At 64.2% G+C, this 17,131-nt stretch carries 18 protein-coding genes; 10 read left to right on the top strand and 8 right to left on the bottom strand.

Translation table 11 applies throughout. The features are described 5' to 3' along the window. The first annotated feature begins 44 nt into the window (after positions 1-44). The 9 genes from CR917_RS01260 (at position 45) to CR917_RS01215 (ending at position 8,659) form a co-directional block, all read left to right on the top strand. The gene (locus tag CR917_RS01260; protein ID WP_043860112.1) at positions 45-1,565 is read left to right on the top strand and encodes an aldehyde dehydrogenase family protein; all 1,521 of its coding nucleotides are present in this window, start codon (positions 45-47) and stop codon (positions 1,563-1,565) included. Positions 1,566-1,674: 109 nt separating this feature from the next. Continuing rightward, positions 1,675-1,746, top strand: a complete 72-nt coding sequence (gene pqqA, locus CR917_RS01255) for a pyrroloquinoline quinone precursor peptide PqqA (RefSeq protein ID WP_020289857.1) — start codon at positions 1,675-1,677, stop codon at positions 1,744-1,746. Between the two features lie 122 nt (positions 1,747-1,868). Further along, positions 1,869-3,032 carry an alcohol dehydrogenase-like regulatory protein ErcA gene (ercA, locus tag CR917_RS01250; RefSeq protein WP_043860111.1) on the top strand — a complete coding sequence of 388 codons (1,164 nt, stop codon included), beginning with the start codon at positions 1,869-1,871 and terminating at the stop codon, positions 3,030-3,032. Continuing rightward, complete coding sequence (locus CR917_RS01245; RefSeq protein ID WP_054915724.1) at positions 3,016-4,698, top strand: NahK/ErcS family hybrid sensor histidine kinase/response regulator; 1,683 nt, start codon at positions 3,016-3,018, stop codon at positions 4,696-4,698. Before ercA ends, CR917_RS01245 begins: the two co-directional genes overlap by 17 nt. A gap of 250 nt (positions 4,699-4,948) precedes the next feature. Continuing rightward, the gene (locus CR917_RS01240; RefSeq protein WP_043860109.1) at positions 4,949-5,353 is read left to right on the top strand and encodes a TraR/DksA C4-type zinc finger protein; all 405 of its coding nucleotides are present in this window, start codon (positions 4,949-4,951) and stop codon (positions 5,351-5,353) included. A 162-nt stretch (positions 5,354-5,515) separates the two neighbouring features. Then, positions 5,516-7,123 carry a methyl-accepting chemotaxis protein gene (locus CR917_RS01235; RefSeq protein ID WP_043860108.1) on the top strand — a complete coding sequence of 536 codons (1,608 nt, stop codon included), beginning with the start codon at positions 5,516-5,518 and terminating at the stop codon, positions 7,121-7,123. Between the two features lie 117 nt (positions 7,124-7,240). Beyond that, the gene (locus CR917_RS01230; protein ID WP_054915725.1) at positions 7,241-7,450 is read left to right on the top strand and encodes a hypothetical protein; all 210 of its coding nucleotides are present in this window, start codon (positions 7,241-7,243) and stop codon (positions 7,448-7,450) included. Between the two features lie 535 nt (positions 7,451-7,985). Then, entirely contained in the window at positions 7,986-8,453 is a 468-nt protein-coding gene (locus CR917_RS01220; protein ID WP_043860106.1) for a hypothetical protein, read from the top strand. Then, positions 8,450-8,659 carry a hypothetical protein gene (locus CR917_RS01215; protein ID WP_235384112.1) on the top strand — a complete coding sequence of 70 codons (210 nt, stop codon included), beginning with the start codon at positions 8,450-8,452 and terminating at the stop codon, positions 8,657-8,659. Before CR917_RS01220 ends, CR917_RS01215 begins: the two co-directional genes overlap by 4 nt. A 9-nt stretch (positions 8,660-8,668) precedes the next feature. On the opposite strand, the gene CR917_RS01210 is transcribed toward CR917_RS01215, so the two are convergent. From CR917_RS01210 to CR917_RS01180, 7 genes are all read right to left on the bottom strand, one after another. Next, complete coding sequence (locus tag CR917_RS01210) at positions 8,669-9,040, bottom strand: Na+/H+ antiporter subunit G (RefSeq protein ID WP_043860104.1); 372 nt, start codon at positions 9,038-9,040, stop codon at positions 8,669-8,671. Beyond that, positions 9,037-9,315 carry a K+/H+ antiporter subunit F gene (locus CR917_RS01205; protein WP_043860103.1) on the bottom strand — a complete coding sequence of 93 codons (279 nt, stop codon included), beginning with the start codon at positions 9,313-9,315 and terminating at the stop codon, positions 9,037-9,039. Before CR917_RS01205 ends, CR917_RS01210 begins: the two co-directional genes overlap by 4 nt. Continuing rightward, complete coding sequence (locus CR917_RS01200) at positions 9,312-9,800, bottom strand: Na+/H+ antiporter subunit E (RefSeq protein ID WP_043860102.1); 489 nt, start codon at positions 9,798-9,800, stop codon at positions 9,312-9,314. The genes CR917_RS01205 and CR917_RS01200 overlap by 4 nt, the downstream gene beginning before the upstream one ends. Next, positions 9,797-11,482, bottom strand: coding sequence for a monovalent cation/H+ antiporter subunit D (locus CR917_RS01195; protein ID WP_043860101.1), 1,686 nt, complete (start codon positions 11,480-11,482; stop codon positions 9,797-9,799). Before CR917_RS01195 ends, CR917_RS01200 begins: the two co-directional genes overlap by 4 nt. Then, positions 11,479-11,823 (bottom strand): Na+/H+ antiporter subunit C, encoded by a 345-nt coding sequence (locus CR917_RS01190; RefSeq protein WP_007986256.1) that lies wholly within the window; start codon positions 11,821-11,823, stop codon positions 11,479-11,481. The genes CR917_RS01195 and CR917_RS01190 overlap by 4 nt, the downstream gene beginning before the upstream one ends. After that, entirely contained in the window at positions 11,823-14,741 is a 2,919-nt protein-coding gene (locus CR917_RS01185; protein ID WP_054915726.1) for a monovalent cation/H+ antiporter subunit A, read from the bottom strand. The genes CR917_RS01190 and CR917_RS01185 overlap by 1 nt, the downstream gene beginning before the upstream one ends. Before the next feature lie 149 nt (positions 14,742-14,890). Beyond that, positions 14,891-15,838, bottom strand: coding sequence for a DMT family transporter (locus tag CR917_RS01180; RefSeq protein WP_104571785.1), 948 nt, complete (start codon positions 15,836-15,838; stop codon positions 14,891-14,893). Between the two features lie 84 nt (positions 15,839-15,922). On the opposite strand from CR917_RS01180, the gene CR917_RS01175 reads away from it, so the two are divergent. After that, complete coding sequence (locus tag CR917_RS01175) at positions 15,923-16,486, top strand: helix-turn-helix domain-containing protein (RefSeq protein ID WP_104571784.1); 564 nt, start codon at positions 15,923-15,925, stop codon at positions 16,484-16,486. Positions 16,487-16,493: 7 nt separating this feature from the next. Here the strand turns inward: CR917_RS01175 and CR917_RS01170 are convergent, their stop codons facing one another. Next, entirely contained in the window at positions 16,494-17,051 is a 558-nt protein-coding gene (locus tag CR917_RS01170) for a cysteine hydrolase family protein (RefSeq protein WP_043859844.1), read from the bottom strand. Positions 17,052-17,131: the final 80 nt, after the last annotated feature.

Raw genomic sequence — 17,131 nt, 5'->3', positions numbered from 1 at the left:
ACCGCCTGTCGTCATGACAGGCCCGGATCAACAGAGGCCCGAACATGATCTATGCAGCTCCCGGCACCGAAGGCGCCCTTGTCAACTTCAAACCGCGTTACGGCAACTACATCGGCGGCGAGTTCGTTGCCCCGCTGAACGGCCAGTACTTCACCAACAGCTCGCCGGTGAACGCCCAGGTCATCGCCGAATTTCCACGTTCCAGCGCCGAAGACGTCGAGCGCGCCCTGGACGCCGCCCATGCCGCTGCCGATGCCTGGGGCCGTACCAGCGTGCAGGACCGCTCGCGCATCCTGCTCAAGATTGCCGACCGTATCGAGCAGAACCTCGAAGTGCTGGCCATTGCCGAAACCTGGGACAACGGCAAGGCCATTCGCGAAACCCTGAATGCCGACGTGCCGCTGGCCGCCGATCATTTCCGTTACTTCGCCGGCTGCATCCGTGCCCAGGAAGGCAGCGCCGCCGAGATCAACGAAAACACCGCCGCCTACCACTTCCATGAACCGCTGGGCGTGGTCGGGCAGATCATTCCATGGAACTTCCCGCTGCTGATGGCCGCCTGGAAGCTCGCCCCGGCCCTGGCCGCCGGCAACTGCGTGGTGCTCAAGCCGGCTGAACAGACCCCACTGTCGATCACCGTGTTCGCCGAGCTGGTGGGCGACCTGCTGCCGCCGGGCGTGCTCAACATCGTGCAGGGCTTCGGACGCGAGGCCGGTGAAGCGCTGGCCACCAGCAAGCGCATCGCCAAGATCGCCTTCACCGGTTCCACCCCGGTGGGCTCGCACATCATGAAGTGCGCTGCCGAGAACATCATCCCCAGCACCGTGGAACTGGGCGGCAAGTCGCCGAACATCTTCTTCGAAGACATCATGCAGGCCGAGCCGAGTTTCATCGAGAAGGCCGCCGAAGGTCTGGTGCTGGCGTTCTTCAACCAGGGCGAAGTGTGCACCTGCCCATCGCGTGCGGTGATACAGGAATCGATCTACGAGCCGTTCATGGCCGTGGTGATGAAGAAGATCGCCCAGATCAAGCGTGGCAACCCGCTGGACACCGAAACCATGGTTGGTGCCCAGGCGTCCGAGCAGCAGTACGACAAGATCCTCTCGTACCTGGACATCGCCCGCGAAGAGGGCGCGCAGGTACTGACCGGTGGCGCCAGCGAGCGCCTGGCCGGCGACCTGTCGACCGGTTACTACATCCAGCCGACCCTGCTCAAGGGCCACAACAAGATGCGCGTGTTCCAGGAAGAGATCTTCGGCCCGGTGGTGGGCGTGACCACCTTCAAGGACGAGGCCGAGGCCCTGGCAATCGCCAACGACACCGAGTTCGGCCTGGGCGCCGGGCTGTGGACCCGCGACATCAACCGTGCCTACCGCATGGGCCGTGGCATCAAGGCCGGGCGCGTGTGGACCAACTGCTACCACCTGTACCCGGCGCACGCCGCGTTCGGCGGGTACAAGAAGTCCGGCGTGGGTCGTGAAACCCACAAGATGATGCTCGACCACTACCAGCAGACCAAGAACCTGCTGGTGAGCTACGACATCAATCCGCTGGGCTTCTTCTGACGCCCGATGGCTGTGGGAAAATCTGTTCCAAAGTAGCATTCGACCTGCGCCGGCAACGGTGTATTAATAGACGCACCGCAATCCTGTGGTGCCAGAAGAGGATGGACCTATGTGGAAAAAACCCGCGTTCACTGATCTGCGTATCGGCTTTGAAGTGACCATGTACTTCGCCAGCCGTTGATCCCTCTTGCGCCGGTGCCCCAAGGCACCGGCGCTGCCTTGTGCATCCCCCCTATCGTCTGATTGCAAAACCCTCCTGATGCTTTAGGCTGGCGCTACCTTAAAAGAACAAGAAGGCGTCGCATGAGCCCGAACCTGAGCCAGTTGCGTAAATTCGTCTCTCCGGAAATCATCTTCGGTGCCGGCTGTCGGCACCATGTGGCCAATTACGCCAGGACCTTCGGCGCGCGCAAGGTACTGCTGGTCAGTGACCCTGGCGTGATCGCCGCCGGCTGGGTCGGCGACATCGAGGCCAGCCTGCAGGCGCAGGGCATCGATTACTGCCTGTACAGCGACGTGTCGCCCAACCCGCGGGTCGAAGAGGTCATGGCCGGCGCCGAGCGCTATCGCAGCGAACAGTGCGACGTGATCGTGGCCGTTGGCGGCGGCAGCCCGATGGACTGCGCCAAGGGCATCGGCATCGTGGCGGCCCACGGCCGGCACATCCTGGAGTTCGAAGGGGTCGACACCATCCGAGTGCCGAGCCCGCCGCTGATCCTGATCCCGACCACCGCCGGCACCTCGGCCGACGTGTCGCAGTTCGTGATCATCTCCAACCAGCAGGAACGCATGAAGTTCTCCATCGTCAGCAAGGCGGTGGTACCCGATGTGTCGCTGATCGACCCTGAAACCACCCTGAGCATGGACCCGTTCCTGTCGGCCTGTACCGGCATCGACGCGCTGGTGCATGCCATCGAGGCGTTCGTGTCCACCGGCCATGGGCCGCTGACCGACCCCCATGCCCTGGAGGCAATGCGCCTGATCAACGGCAACCTGGTGCAGATGATCGCCAACCCGCAGGACATTGCCCTGCGCGAGAAGATCATGCTCGGCAGCATGCAGGCCGGGCTGGCCTTCTCCAATGCCATCCTCGGGGCGGTGCACGCCATGTCCCACAGCCTGGGCGGGTTTCTCGACCTGCCCCACGGTCTGTGCAATGCGGTGCTGGTCGAGCATGTGGTGGCCTTCAACTACAGCGCCGCCCCCGATCGCTTCAAGTTGATCGCGCAGACCCTGGGTATCGATTGCCGCGGGCTGAACCACAATCAGGTCCGCCAGCGCCTGGTCGAGCACCTGATCGCGCTCAAGCACGCCGTGGGCTTTCACGAAACCCTGGCCTTGCACGGGGTGGGCAGCAGCGACATTCCGTTCCTGTCGCAGCATGCGATGGACGACCCGTGCATCCTCACCAACCCGCGGACCTCGAGCCAGCGTGATGTCGAGGTGGTGTATGGCGAGGCCCTCTGAGCCTGGCGCGAATGCGCTGGCCGGGCTGCTGGGGCTGAGCAACCACACTGTTCGCAAAAGCCACTACCCGGAACTGGCGGCGCGCCTGGACGAGCTGGAAACCGAGCGCAAGCGCTATTCGTGGCTGTTCGAGCATGCGGTGCACGGCATCTTCCAGGCCAGCCTCGACGATGGCCTGCGCGCCGCCAACCCGGCGCTGGCGCGCATGCTGGGGTATGCCGACCCCCAGGCGGTTCTGTTTTCCCGGCGTGACCTGGCCAGCCACCTGTTCGTGGGCGGCCAGGCCGAGTTGCAGGACATTGCCCAGGTGCTGCAGCGCGAGCAGGCCCTGCTGGGTTACGAAACCCAGCTGCGACGCAAGGACGGCAGCAGCATCGATGTGCTGATGAACCTGTTGCTGCGCCCGGACGAGGAGGGTGTGGTCGAGGGGTTCGTCGCCGACATCACCGAGCGCAAGCTGGCGCAGGAGCGTCTGCAGCAACTCAACGACGAGCTGGAGCAGCGCGTGGCCGAGCGTACCCGCCAGTTGATGGAGGCACGCGATGCGGCCCAGGCGGCCAACCGCAGCAAGGACAAGTACCTGGCCGCCGCCAGCCACGACCTGCTGCAACCGCTCAACGCTGCACGCCTGTTGATTTCGACCCTGCGCGAGCGCCAGTTGCCGCAGGCCGAGCAATTGCTGGTGGAGCGCGCGCACCAGGCGCTGGAAGGTGCCGAAGACCTGTTGAGCGATCTGCTGGATATTTCCCGGCTCGACCAGGCGGCAATCAAGCCTGACCTTGACCTGTACCTGCTGGACGATGTGCTGGCGCCGCTGGCCTCGGAGTTCCAGCCGGTGGCGGCTGCCGAGGGCCTGGGCCTGCGTTTGCGCAGCGGGCGCCAGGTGATCCGCACCGATGTGCGGCTGCTGACGCGGATCCTGCGCAACTTCCTCAGCAACGCCTGCCGCTACACCGAACAGGGGCGCATCCTGCTGGGGGCGCGGCGGCGTGGCGACTGCCTGCGCCTGGAGGTCTGGGATACCGGGCGCGGCATTGCTGCGCAGCGCCTGCAATCGATCTTTCTCGAATTCAACCAGCTCGATGTGGGCCGCGCCGCCGATCGCAAGGGGGTGGGCCTGGGCCTGGCGATCGTCGAGCGCATTGCGCGGATCCTCGATTACCCGGTACGGGTGCGCTCCTGGCCGGGGCGCGGTTCGGTGTTCAGCATCGATGTGCCGCTCTCCACCGAACGTCGTTGCCCGCCGGTGCTGGCGCCAGCACCGCTGCCGAGCGTCGGCGACCCGCTGCCGGGGCGCCGCCTGCTGGTGCTGGACAACGAACTGAGCATCCTGCAGAGCATGGCCGCCCTGCTGGCCCAGTGGGGGTGCGAGGTGCTGACCGCGACCGACCGCGAGACGGCATTTCAGGTGTTGCAGGGGCGCGCGCCGGAACTGGTGCTGGCGGACTTTCACCTGGACCACGGGGTGACCGGCTGCGAAGTGGTGCGCGACCTGCGTGAGCATTTCGCGGTGACCATACCCGCCGTGATGATCACCGCCGATCGCAGCGACCAGAGTCGCCGTGCGATGCAGCGCCTGGGCGCGCCATTGCTCAACAAGCCGGTCAAGCCGGGCAAGCTGCGTGCGGTGCTGAGCCAGCTGCTGGGCGAGGCGGGCGTGCGATAAACAGCGAGACTACCCCCGCGGACGAGTTTTTTTGCTATAAAGGCCGCCCTCAGGGGAGCGTTGACGCTCGTTCGAGGGGCATTTCGGACAAAACCACCTTCATTTGTATTGCCCCTTGCGAAACTCGGCCTTAGACTGCCGCCCCCTGTAAATTGAGTGCCGGATGGTGCTTGAAGAATTGCGCCGCCGGCGAGCTGTTCGCCGGTAGCACCCGATCGCCTAAATGCACGTATTTTTTATAGAGAAATCAATGACAAAGGAAAAGTTGCTGGCCATGCCGGCCGATGACTACATGAACGCTGAGCAGCATGCCTTTTTCACCGAGCTGTTGCAGTCGATGAAAGTGGAGATCCATGAGCGCATCGAGAAAAGTCGTGTAGCCATCGAAAGCCTGGACACCCCTGCTGATCCTGCCGACGCCGCCTCGGTCGAAGAAGAGCGTCACTGGCTGGTCAACACCATCGACCGCGACCAGCGCCTGCTGCCCCAGCTGGAAATTGCCCTGGGCCGCATCAAGGACGACAGCTTCGGCTGGTGTGAGGACAGCGGCGAGCCGATCGGCCTCAAGCGCCTGCTGATCAGCCCCACCACCAAGTACTGCATCGAGGCGCAAGAGCGCCACGAGCAGCTCGACAAGCACCAGCGTCAGGCCTGACGCCCGCTGTCGTACCAGCAAGCCCCGGGTTCACAGCCCGGGGCTTTTGCGTTTCTTTGCCTTGCATCAAGCAGGAGGGTCTTACATCCAACGAAGCATGGATAATGGCCTTGTAGTGGCGTTTAATGGGGGCACAATAACGACACTGCGGGAACCATTGTTATGATGCGAGAAGGATCTCTGCCTGGCACGCTGGTGCCGCTGCAAGGTACGTCCACTGGCGCCCGGCGCTGGTCGGGCACGGCGCTGCAAAGCCTGGTGCTGGTGGTGTTGCTCAGTGCCATGGCGTTTGCCGATGTGTCCTTCTACCTGTGTCTGCCATTGGCCTTGCTGGCCCTGTGGCTGCCGTTGATGCGCAAGCGGCCGGCCGAGGTGGTGAGCGAGCAGGACCCGCTGGGCGACCTGACCCGTGACCTGGCCCAGGCCACCAGCCACAACGCGCTGTCTGCCGCTGGCGTTGCCCATGCGGTGCAGCAACTGGCCGACAAGCTGCAATCGCAACTGGTGTCGGCGGCGCAGATCGTCAGCAGTGCCGAAGTCATGATCGGTACCGAGAAAGCCACTTCGCAGCTCAGCCAGCAGGCCCTGGGCGCGGCCCGCGAGGCCCACCACAGCAGTGCTGCCGGCAGAACGGTGCTGGCCGAGTCGATCCAGCGCATGCACCAGCTCAGCGCCCGTGCCAACGACAGCCGCGAACTGATCGAGGCGCTGCACCAGCGCAGCGAAGACATCGCCCGGGTTACCCTGGTGATCCAGACCATTGCCAGCCAGACCAACCTGCTTGCATTGAACGCGGCCATCGAGGCCGCGCGCGCCGGCGAACACGGTCGTGGCTTTGCCGTGGTGGCCGATGAGGTGCGTGGCCTGGCCGGACGTACCGCCAGTGCCACCGAGGAGGTCGGCCTGATGGTGGCCGATATCCAGCAGCGTACCGCCCAGGTGGTGGAGCAGATCCGTGAGTTGTCCGATGACCTGCACCAGGGGGTGGACCAGGTCGAGCACACCGGCGAGCAACTGGACGCCATCGCCGGGCTCGCCGCTGGCGTCGAGCAGCAGATCGATGCGATCGCTGCCGGTACCGAGACCAACCGTACTCAGCTCGACAGCCTGTTCCAGGCCGTGGCGCAGATGCGCAGCGACCTGGTGGTGAGCGATCAGCAGACCCAGCGCCTGGCCCAGGCAGCCGTGCAGATGGAAGGTCAGGCCGAGCGTATCAGCGAGCGACTGGCCGAGGTGGGGCTGGATGACTACCACCAGCGCGTATACGACCTTGCCCGCCAGGGGGCCCAGAAAATCGCCGAACGCTTCGAGGCCGACATCGCCCAGGGGCGCATCAGCGTCGATGCTCTGTTCGATCGCCAGTATCAGCTGCTGCCCGGTACCCGCCCGGCCCGTTACCGCACGCGTTTCGACGACTACACCGACCAGGTACTGCCCGCGATCCAGGAGCCGCTGCTGGCCCAGCATGAAGGCCTGGTGTTCGCCATTGCCTGTACCCAGCAGGGCTATGTGCCGACCCACAACAACGCCTTCAGCCAGCCACTGACCGGCGACGAGGCGACCGATACCGCGCACAACCGCAGCAAGCGCAAGTTCGACGACCGTACCGGTATCCGTTGCGGCAGCCATCAGCAACCGGTGCTGCTGCAGACCTATACCCGTGACACGGGCGAGCTGATGCATGACCTGTCGGTGCCGATCCAGGTACAGGGGCGCCACTGGGGCGGCTTGCGCCTGGGCTATCGACCCCAGCACAGCGTGATTTCCTGAGTCGGATTTGTTGCGCTTGATGCAAAACAGCTATGCCGGGGATAGCTTTTTCCCGCAAGGGGCAGGGGTTTATCATCGCCTCATCGTTAGGCTGCTAATTAAATTCCGGAGGGAATCATGCAGTGCAAGGTCGATGTGGCGGTGATGATCGGCAGTGGCGTTCCCATTTCGCTGCGTTCGGTGGGCATGCGCGTGTGCTGGGTGGTGCTGGTCAACGGTGAGCGCAGAGGCACCGCGTTCGCCAGCCGTGACGAGGCACACGCCTGTCGCGCCGCCTGGCTGGCACAGTTCGATGGGCAGGGGCTGGACGCCTGTCAGGCCGGGTAGGCGCGGGGCCTGGCCTCGAGGGTCCTTGCCAGGTCGCAGGCCTCCCCGTGATGTCGGCGAAAGCCTTTCACCCGGCCCGTGGCAGACTCCGTGATATGGAAAAAACCGACGCCAGCCGGCACTACAATGTAGCGCGGCCGGGTTTTGCCGGATGCGCTCCCGATATTTTTTGATACTTCAAGTGTATTGCCCACTCGACGTGTTTCGGTGTTTTCGTGCATATTCGCTTCCCTGTGCAGTGAACATGTTCGTCCAGAGGTCCTTCGTTCTGGGATCTTTCTTTCAGCTATCGCATTTTTTCAGCGAGCACGCTGTCAGAGAAATCGGTTGCACTTTGGGAAATGGCTGTTTGTAGCCGCCGGTTATCAACTGGCAGGGCACGACGTGTTTTCCTTCGCAGCCTGGTGTCTGTGCGTACGAACAACCCTGGCACTGATCCACTAGTCTTTCAGACTTCAAATTGAAAACCGGGACCTTCGCGGCGCAGTGCCGCCTGCGAGGTGGCGGGGTGATGCTGGTTTTGAGGAATTAATCATTGGCAGTCAGTAATCTGGATATGCACGCCCTCTTCGTGTTGGGCGACCTGCGGGCCAAGTTGGTCAAACAGTTTCAATCGCGCTTCGTCTACGTGACCGAACAAAGTGCCGAAGGTATCTACCTTGCCGAGATCGATACCGAAGAGGCCCTGGTGGTCGATGACAAACAGCGGCTTGAACTGAAAGTGGGCGATCACTTTCGGGCGGCGGTATTGCCCAGCCGCGAAGGTGGCAAGTTGGAGATCCGCTTTCGCGACATCAAGCTGACCGTCTACGAACTGGGCGATTATGCGTTCGTGACCGTGCCCGAAGGGCATGGCATCGTGTTCCGCGAGGGGCAGACCGTGGTGATGGTGTTTGCTGCCCACGAGCAGATCAAGGAAGGCCTGACCAAGACCCTGAAGGCTGCCACGGCCAAGGCCGCCAAATGGCGCAAGGGCGAACTGACCTTCAAGGCCAGCGAGTGAGCAGTACCGCTGCGGCGTCGGGGCGTGCGCGCTTCCACGCCGAGCATCAGGCCCGCGCCCAGGCCCAGGCCCTGGAGTGGCTGGCACAACGCGCGGTGCTGCAGGGCGCCTGGTTGAACTGGGTGGCAGGGCAGCTGTATCAGCTGAGCCCGCCGGAATATGCGGCGATGGTGCGCCGCGAGCTGCAGGTGTTGGCAGCTCGATAGGGCCAGGTGTCAGTGCCCGGTATCGCGCCCGCGGCCACTGCTGACCTCTTCGGGCACGTCATCCCCGGCCATGCGCTTGCGAAACAACCCGGCCCGCGCCAGCAGCAGGGTGGTCACCGGCACGGTGATCGACAGCAGGATCGGGATCAGCCAGGCGTGCAGTACGGGCGAGTGCTTGAGGCCCGAAAAGTACAGGATCGAAGCCATGGCCACGCACCAGGTGCCGAAGGTCGACGCCAGGGCGGGCGGGTGCATGCGCTGGAAGAAGGTCTTCAGGCGCAGCAGGCCTACCGCGCCGCTCAGGGCGAACAGGCTGCTGACGACCAGCAGCACAGCCGTGACCACTTCAAGCCAGAACGGCAATTCGACGGTCGAGTTCATTCGATCACCTCGCCACGCAGCAGGAATTTGGCCAGGGCAAACGAGCCGACAAAGCCGAACAGGGCTATCAGCAGCGCACCTTCGAAGTAGGTGTCGCTGGCGTAGCGGATACCCAGCACCAGCATCATCAGCATGGCCAGAATGTACAGGTAGTCCAGCGCCAGTACCCGGTCCTGTGCCGAAGGGCCCTTGAACAGGCGCACCAGGGTCAGGGCCATGGCCAGGGCAAAGATGAACAGGCTGGCGAGAATGGCGTTGGCGAGCAGGCCAGTCATTCGAAAATCTCCATCAGCGGACGTTCGTAGGTGTGCTTGAAGTGGTCGATGAACTGCGTTTCATCGTCCAGATCGAAGACATGCAGCAGCAGGATGCTGCGGTCCAGCGCCAGCTCCGACCAGATGGTGCCGGGAATGACCGTGGTGATCATCGACAGCGCCGCCAGGCCATGGGCATCGCGCAGGTCCAGCGGAATACGGATGAAGCGCGAGCGTGGCGGCCGGCCACCGGCCTGCCATACGCTACGGGCAACCTGCAGGTTGGACATCACCACATCGCCCCCCACTCGCAGAATCAGCCGCACGATGGTGCCCGGCTTGCGTATGCGCACCGGTAGCGGACGCAGCGGCGCCATCAGGATGGGTGCCAGGATTGCCAGCAGTGCGCCAAGCAGCAGGTTGCCGGCACTCAGCGAGAGGTTGAGCAGCAACCACAACCCCCAGAGCGAAAGCGACAGCAGTGGCGCGGGAAACAGGCGCTTCATGGCTGCACCTGCCCGGCAATCGCCTCGCTGGTGGGGCCGGGCACCGGTCGCGTGCCGAGTACCGCATTGACGTAGCTGGCAGGGTCCTTGAGCCCGGCTGCCGTGTCCTGGGTGTAGCGCAGCAGTGGTTCGGCGCGCACGCTCAGCAGCACGCACAGCCCCAGCAGCAGCACGATGGGAATGCACTCATTGCGCCGTAGCAACGGCGAGGGGCGCTCCTGCGGGGTCCAGAAGCGCTGGATGCCGACACGGGTCAAGGCGATCAGCGATGCCAGGCCCGAGAGCACCAGCAAGGCCACCAGGCCCCAGCCGGCTGCGGACAGCGGCTGGTCGACCGGCACGCCCAGGCCGTTGGGGTTGAACAGGGCGCTGATCAGGCTCAGCTTGCCGATGAAGCCGGACAGCGGCGGCATGCCGATGATCAGCAGCGCGCAGGCGATGAAGCTCAGGCCCAGGAATGCCATGGTCCAGGGAATCACCTGGCCGATCACCGCCTTCTGTTCATCGTCCAGGTTGATGCCCTTGGGCGGCTGCAGCGATTCCAGGGGCGAGGGCAGCGCATCGGTGTCGTCTTCCAGCGGGATCTCGTTGGCCGAGCGCGAGCGCTCGATCAGCTCGGCCAGCAGGAACAGCGCGCACAAGGCCAGGGTGGAGCTCACCAGGTAGAACAGTGCGGCCGCGGTCAGCGCCGCCTGGCCGAAGCCGATGGCGGCCAGCAAGGTGCCGGCCGAGACCAGGATGCTCAGGCTGGCCATGCGCTCCAGGCGTTGCGCCGCCAGGATCGACAACGCTGCGCAGCCCAGGGTGGCCAGGCCACCGATGACCAGCCACTCGCCGCCGAAGAACGCCGAAGCGCCGGCCTGACCGGAGAACAGCAAGGTCCACAGGCGCAGCACGGTATAGGTGCCCACCTTGGTCATGATCGCGAACAGTGCGGCAACCGGGGCGCTGGCCGACGAGTAGGCCGGGACCAGCCAGAAGTTGAGCGGCCAGATACCCGCCTTGGCCAGAAAGGCCGTGGCCAGAATCGCCGCGCCGGCATGCAGCAGGCCGCGGTCGGCCTCGGGCACCAGCGGAATCTTCAGGGCCAGGTCAGCCATGTTCAGGGTACCGGTGACCCCGTAGAGCATCGCCGCCCCCACCAGGAACAGCGAGGAAGCGAGCAGGTTGATGGCAATGTAGTGCAGGCCGGCCTTGACCCGCGCACGACCCGAGCCATGCAGGATCAGGCCGTAGGAGGCGGCCAGCAGCACTTCGAAGAACACGAACAGGTTGAACAGGTCGGCCGTCAGGAAGGCGCCGTACAGGCCCATCAGCTGGATCTGGAACAGGGCGTGGAAGCTGGCGCCTGCGCGGTCCCAGCGCGCGGTGGCGAACACCAGCGCGCTGACCCCGACGATGCCGGTGAGTACCAGCATCAGTGCCGAAAGGCGGTCGAGTACCAGCACGATGCCGAAGGGTGCCTGCCAGTTGCCCGGCAGGTACACGCCGATCGAGCTGGCCTGGCCCTGCTCCTGCACCCACAGCAGCAGGCAGATCGAAATACCCAGCCCGGCCAGGCTGGAGATCAGGTTGATGCGGGCCTTGAGCGGCCGGCGCTTTTCGCCCAGCAGCAGCATCAGTGCGGCGGTCAGCAGCGGCAGCAGAATGGGCGCGACGATCAGTTGGTTCATCACACTCATTCTTTAGGCTCCCGGCCATCCACGTGGTCGGTGCCGGTCAGCCCGCGCGAAGCCAGCAGCACCACCAGGAACAAGGCGGTCATGGCGAAGCTGATGACGATGGCCGTCAGTACCAGTGCCTGGGGCAACGGGTCGGTGTAATGGAGCAGGTCCTGGGGTACGCCGTCCTTGATGATCGGCTCCTTGCCGATGAACAGGCTGCCCATGCTGAAGATGAACAGGTTGACGCCGTACGACAGCAGACACAGGCCCATCACCACCTGGAAGGTCCGTGGGCGCAGGATCAGCCACACGCCTGACGCGGCGAGCACACCGATGGCAATTGCAATCACTTCTTCCATCAGGCGGCTCCCGGGTTGACGGTGGGTTTGGGCTGGCTGCTCGGCCGGTGGCTGCGCACCGACTGGTGGGCCAGTGCGGTGAGGATCAGCAGCGTGGACCCGACCACCACGGTAAAGATGCCCGTGTCGAAGAACAGGGCGCTGGCGACATGGATGTCGCCCAATATCGGCAGGTCAAGGTGCGCGGTATGCGTGGTCAGGAACGGGTAGCCAAGCAGCATCGCCCCGGCCCCGGTGAGGGTTGCCAGCAGCAGCCCGGTGCCCATCCAGCGCAGCGGACGCAGGCTCATCTGGGCTTCCACCCACTGGGTGCCGGCGACCATGTACTGCAGGATGAACGCCACCGACATCACCAGGCCGGCGACGAAGCCGCCACCGGGCTGGTTGTGGCCGCGCATGAACAGGTACATCGAGATCACCAGCGCGATCGGCAGCAGCAGTCGCACCAGGGCGGCGGGCACCATCATGAAGCCCAGCGCGGTATCGGCGGCCTGACGCGGGTTGACCAGGTCGGTGACCACGTCCGGCGCCAGCAGGCGCTGCTGGGCAGGCAGCTGGATGCTCTCCTTGGGCGGGCGGAAGCGGCGCAGCAGGGCAAACACGCTCAGTGCCACGGCCACCAGTACGGTGATTTCACCCAGGGTATCGAAGCCGCGGAAGTCAACCAGCATCACGTTGACCACGTTGGTGCCGCCACCCTCGGGCAGCGCCCGGCTCAGGTAGAAGGAAGAAATCACGTTGGGTGTCGGGCGGGTCAGCATTGCGTACGACAGCAAGGCCATGCCACCGCCGACCAGCACCGCCAGCAGCAGGTCGCGCAGGCGGCGTGCCACAGCGCGCTCCTTGCTGCCGGGCAGGGGCGAGATGTCTTCGATACGCCGTGGCAGCCAGCGCAGGCCCAGCAGGATCAGTACCGTGGTGACCACTTCGACCACCAGTTGGGTGAGTGCCAGATCCGGCGCCGAGAACCAGACAAAGGTGATGCAGGTCATCAGGCCGCAGACACTGACCATGGTCAGGGCCGCCAGCCGGTGGTACTTGGCCTGCCACGCAGCGCCGATGGCGCAGATGATCGCGATCAGCCAGAGCATCACGAATACACCTGAGCCCGGGATCTTGGGCCGGTCGCCCCAGCTCAACCCGGTTTGCAGCATGGGCAGCACGCCGGCGAGCAGGGCGATGAGCACCAGCATGAACAGCTGCTTCTGCAGGCGGCGGGTGGTGAACAGGCGCTCGAAGCGGCGCGCCACACGCATCAGCAGCACCTGGCCGTGTTCGAAGAGGCGCTTGCCATTGAACAGCTCGATCAGCGGCGGGTAGAGGAAGCGCCCGCGCTTGAGCTGATTGCGCAGCACCAGGTAGAGCACCACGCCGCCGCACATGGCGATCAGGCTCATGATCAGTGGTGCATTCCAGCCGTGCCAGATGGCCAGGCTGTACTCGGGCAGCGTGCCACCCACCACCGGCAGTGCGGCAGCGGCCAGCAGCGGGCCCACCGACTGCGCAGGGAAGATACCCACCACCAGGCAGGTCAGCACCAGCAATTCGACCGGCGCGCGCATCCAGCGCGGCGGCTCGTGGGGGGTATGGGGCAGGTCGGTGGCCGGCGGGCCGAAAAACACGTCGACGGTGAAGCGCAGCGCATAGGCGACGCTGAAGGTGCCCGCCAGGGTCGCGATGATCGGCAAGGTGGTTTCGACCCAGGCCGTGGAACTGATGAACACGGTTTCGGCGAAGAACATTTCCTTGGACAGAAAGCCGTTCATCAAGGGTACGCCGGCCATCGAGGCACTGGCGACCATGGCCAGGGTGGCGGTGAACGGGATCAGCCGGAACAGCCCGCTGAGCTTGCGGATATCGCGGGTGCCGCTTTCATGGTCGATGATGCCGGCGGCCATGAACAGCGAGGCCTTGAAGGTGGCATGGTTGAGAATGTGGAACACCGCCGCTACCGCTGCCAGCGGGCTGTTCAGGCCCAGCAGCAGGGTGATCAGGCCCAGGTGGCTGATGGTCGAGTAGGCCAGCAGGCCCTTGAGGTCGTTCTGGAACATGGCCGCATAGGCGCCCAGCAGCAGGGTGCAGGCCCCTGCGCCGCTGACGATCCAGAACCATTCTTCGCTGCCGGCCAGCGACGGCCATAGCCGGGCCAGCAGGAACACCCCGGCCTTGACCATGGTGGCCGAGTGCAGATAGGCCGAGACCGGCGTGGGCGCGGCCATGGCGTGGGGAAGCCAGAAGTGGAAGGGGAATTGAGCGCTCTTGGTCAGGGCGCCGAGCAGTATAAGGGGAAGCAGAATGGGGTAGAGGGCATGACTGCGAATCAGGTCACCGGCGGCCAGGACCTTGTCCAGGTCATAGCTGCCCACCACATGGCCGAGCAGCAGTACCCCCGCCAGCAGGCACAAGCCACCGGCCCCGGTGACCATCAGCGCCATATAGGCGCCGCGCCGTGCATCGGCACGGTGGTGCCAGTAACCGATCAGCAGGAACGAGAACAGGCTGGTCAGTTCCCAGAAGAACACCATCTGGATCAGGTTGCCAGAGATCACCAGGCCCAGCATGGCACCCATGAACGCCAGGAAAAACGCGAAGAAACGCGGTACCGGGTCCTGGGGTGACATGTAGTAGCGCGCATACAGCGACACCAGGGTGCCGATGCCCAGCACCAGCAGCGAGAACAGCCAGGCGAACCCGTCCATGCGCAGCACGAGATTGAAGCCCAGGCTCGGCAGCCACAGAAATTCTTCACGGATGACGCCGCCATCGGCAATTTGCGGGTACAGGAGTGCGACCTGAACGGTACCGACCAGCGCGACAAGGCCGGCCAGAAGTGATTCGCTGTTACGCGCGTTGTGCGGCAGTACAGCCGCCAGACAGCTGCCCACAAACGGCAGAAGCAGTAGAACTATCAAGGACATAGATTTCTAATCTGCAGAGGTTTGTAAGGGATCATACGTGGCGCCCCGTCGATCACCAACACGCAAGCTGTCGCAGAATCCTACTTTTGCGCCTCATCAACGCGTTTTTTTATAACAGTTTTTTACAAGAATTGTGCCGCTATTGCAGATTACCGGTCCGTTTGTTGCACCTGTTGATCGTCATCGCTGGCGCCGAGGGGCTCGCCACGGCGTTTGATCTTCAGTTCGCTGACCACCACCGCGATCACGATCAGTAGCCCGCCGAGCAGTGCGATGCCCGGCAGGCGCTCGCCCGCCAGGCGGCCGACGATACCGGCCCATACCGGCTCTGCAGCGTAGATCAGCGTAGCCCGGGTGGGCGAGACCGATTGCTGGGCCCAGTTCATTGCCACCTGGATCACCGCACTCATGGCGCCCAGGCCGACGGCACTGCCCAGCAGCAGCCAGGAAAAGTCCGGCAGGGCTTCCCGGGTGGGCACCACCATCATGAACGACAGCGCCGACGCGGTAGCCAGTTGCACCACGGTCACGCGGCGCACGTCCACCTTGCCGGCATAGTTGCTGATCAGAATGATCTCGGCTGCGATCGCCACGGCGCCGATCAGCGTGGCGATTTCGCCGGGGCTGAACTGCAGCGAGCTGCCACTGGGGCCGGCCACCAGCATCAGTCCGGCGAACGCCAGGCCAATGCCCAGGCTCGGCATCAGCCCCGGGCGCCGGCCCAGCACCAGCCACTGCAGCAGCGGTACAAAAGGTACGTACAAGGCGGTGATGAATGCCGACTGGCTGCTGGTGATGGTTTGCAGGCCCACCGTTTGCAAGCCGTAGCCCAGCATGATCGAGGCGCCGATCAGTACGCCGGCCTTGACCTCGAACCAGGTCAGGCCGGACAGCGCACGCGCACTGAACGCTCCGACAAACAGCGCCGCCGCTGCAAAGCGCAGGCCGACGAAGAACATCGGGCCGCTGACGCTCATCACGTTATGCACCAGAAGAAAGGTGGCGCCCCAGAGCATGGTGATGAACACCAGCACCAGTTCGGCCTTGCTCAGGCGCAATGAAAGGAAGAGGGATCGGGCAGTGGTCGGCGAGGTCATGGGCTTGCACACGTGGGGCGAGCGACGCACAATGCGTCGGAAGGTGGGCAGTATACTGCGCAAGCCATGTGAGTGAGCAATATAGTGCACAAAAATTCCAGTCAGCGGGCCTCCGTGCTTCAGCACGTGAGCCAGAATATCCGGCGCCTGCGCCATGCGGCAGAGCTGAGCCAGAGCGCCCTTGCAGAAAAATCCGGTGTCAGCCGACGCATGCTGGTGGCAATAGAAGCGGGTGAAAAGAATGTCAGCCTGACCACCCTCGACCTGATCGCCGAGGCCTTGTCGGTGGCGTTCAGCGACCTGATCCAGGCACCTGACAGCCGTGACCCTGATCGCATCAACGAACTGGCCTGGGCCGGTGTGCACCCCGGCAGCAAGGCCGTGTTGCTGGCAAGTTCCAGGGCCAGCCGCGAGGTGGAGTTGTGGGAGTGGCGCCTGGAGCCGGGCGAGGTGTACCCGGCCGAGGCCGATTTCGACGGCTGGAGCGAACAGATCTACGTGTTCGAGGGGCGCCTTACCCTGGTGATAGAAACGCAGGAATATGTGCTGGCGGCTGGCGATTTCTACAGCTTCGCCAGCAACCGCATGCATGCCTACCGCAACGATGGCGACGTGGCGACGCGCTTCGTGCGCAACGTGGTGATCTGAAGGCCTGTCAGCGCCGATTGGCGTCAAGCCACTCCTGGGTGGAGACCACCTGCGCGTAGGCGAAGGCCAGCGATGCCATGTACGCCGCGTGGGCCTGGGCCGCCGGTACGACCACGCCGTTGAATTCCAGGTCGCGGGTGGCGCAGGCATCGTGCACCACCGTGGTGCCATAGCCCATGTCCGAGGCGGCCCGGGCGGCGGCATCGATGCACATGTGGCTCATGCTGCCGACCAGGGTCAGGCCGGTAATCCTGTGCTGGTCGAGCAGGGCCTTGAGGTCGGTGCCCAGAAAGCTGTTGACGTTGTGCTTGAGCACCACCGGCTCGCCCTCGCGAGCAGCTGCTTTCGGATGAATCTGCGCGCCTTCGGAGCCCGGAGTGAAGAAAGGTGCATCGGCGGACTCGAACTCATGACGTACATGGACCACCAGGTCGCCGTTTTCGCGGGCAGCCTGGATGATCCGTGCGGCGTTGTCGGCGGCCGCATCGGCGCCGTGCAGCGTCCATTTGCCGCCGGGGAAGTAGTCGTTCTGGATGTCGACGATGATCAGTGCCTGTTTGCTCATGGTGCAGTCCTTCAGGAGAATGGTTGTGACGTGCTGATAGTTATAGGCTTGTGCGACAGGCTTGCGCATTGGCGCGACCG

This window comes from Pseudomonas sp. BRM28 (genome assembly GCF_002939405.1).
Lineage (GTDB): Bacteria > Pseudomonadota > Gammaproteobacteria > Pseudomonadales > Pseudomonadaceae > Aquipseudomonas > Aquipseudomonas palmensis.
The sequence above is the reverse complement of the archived record's forward strand: the minus strand, read 5'-3'. Positions and strand labels throughout refer to the sequence as shown.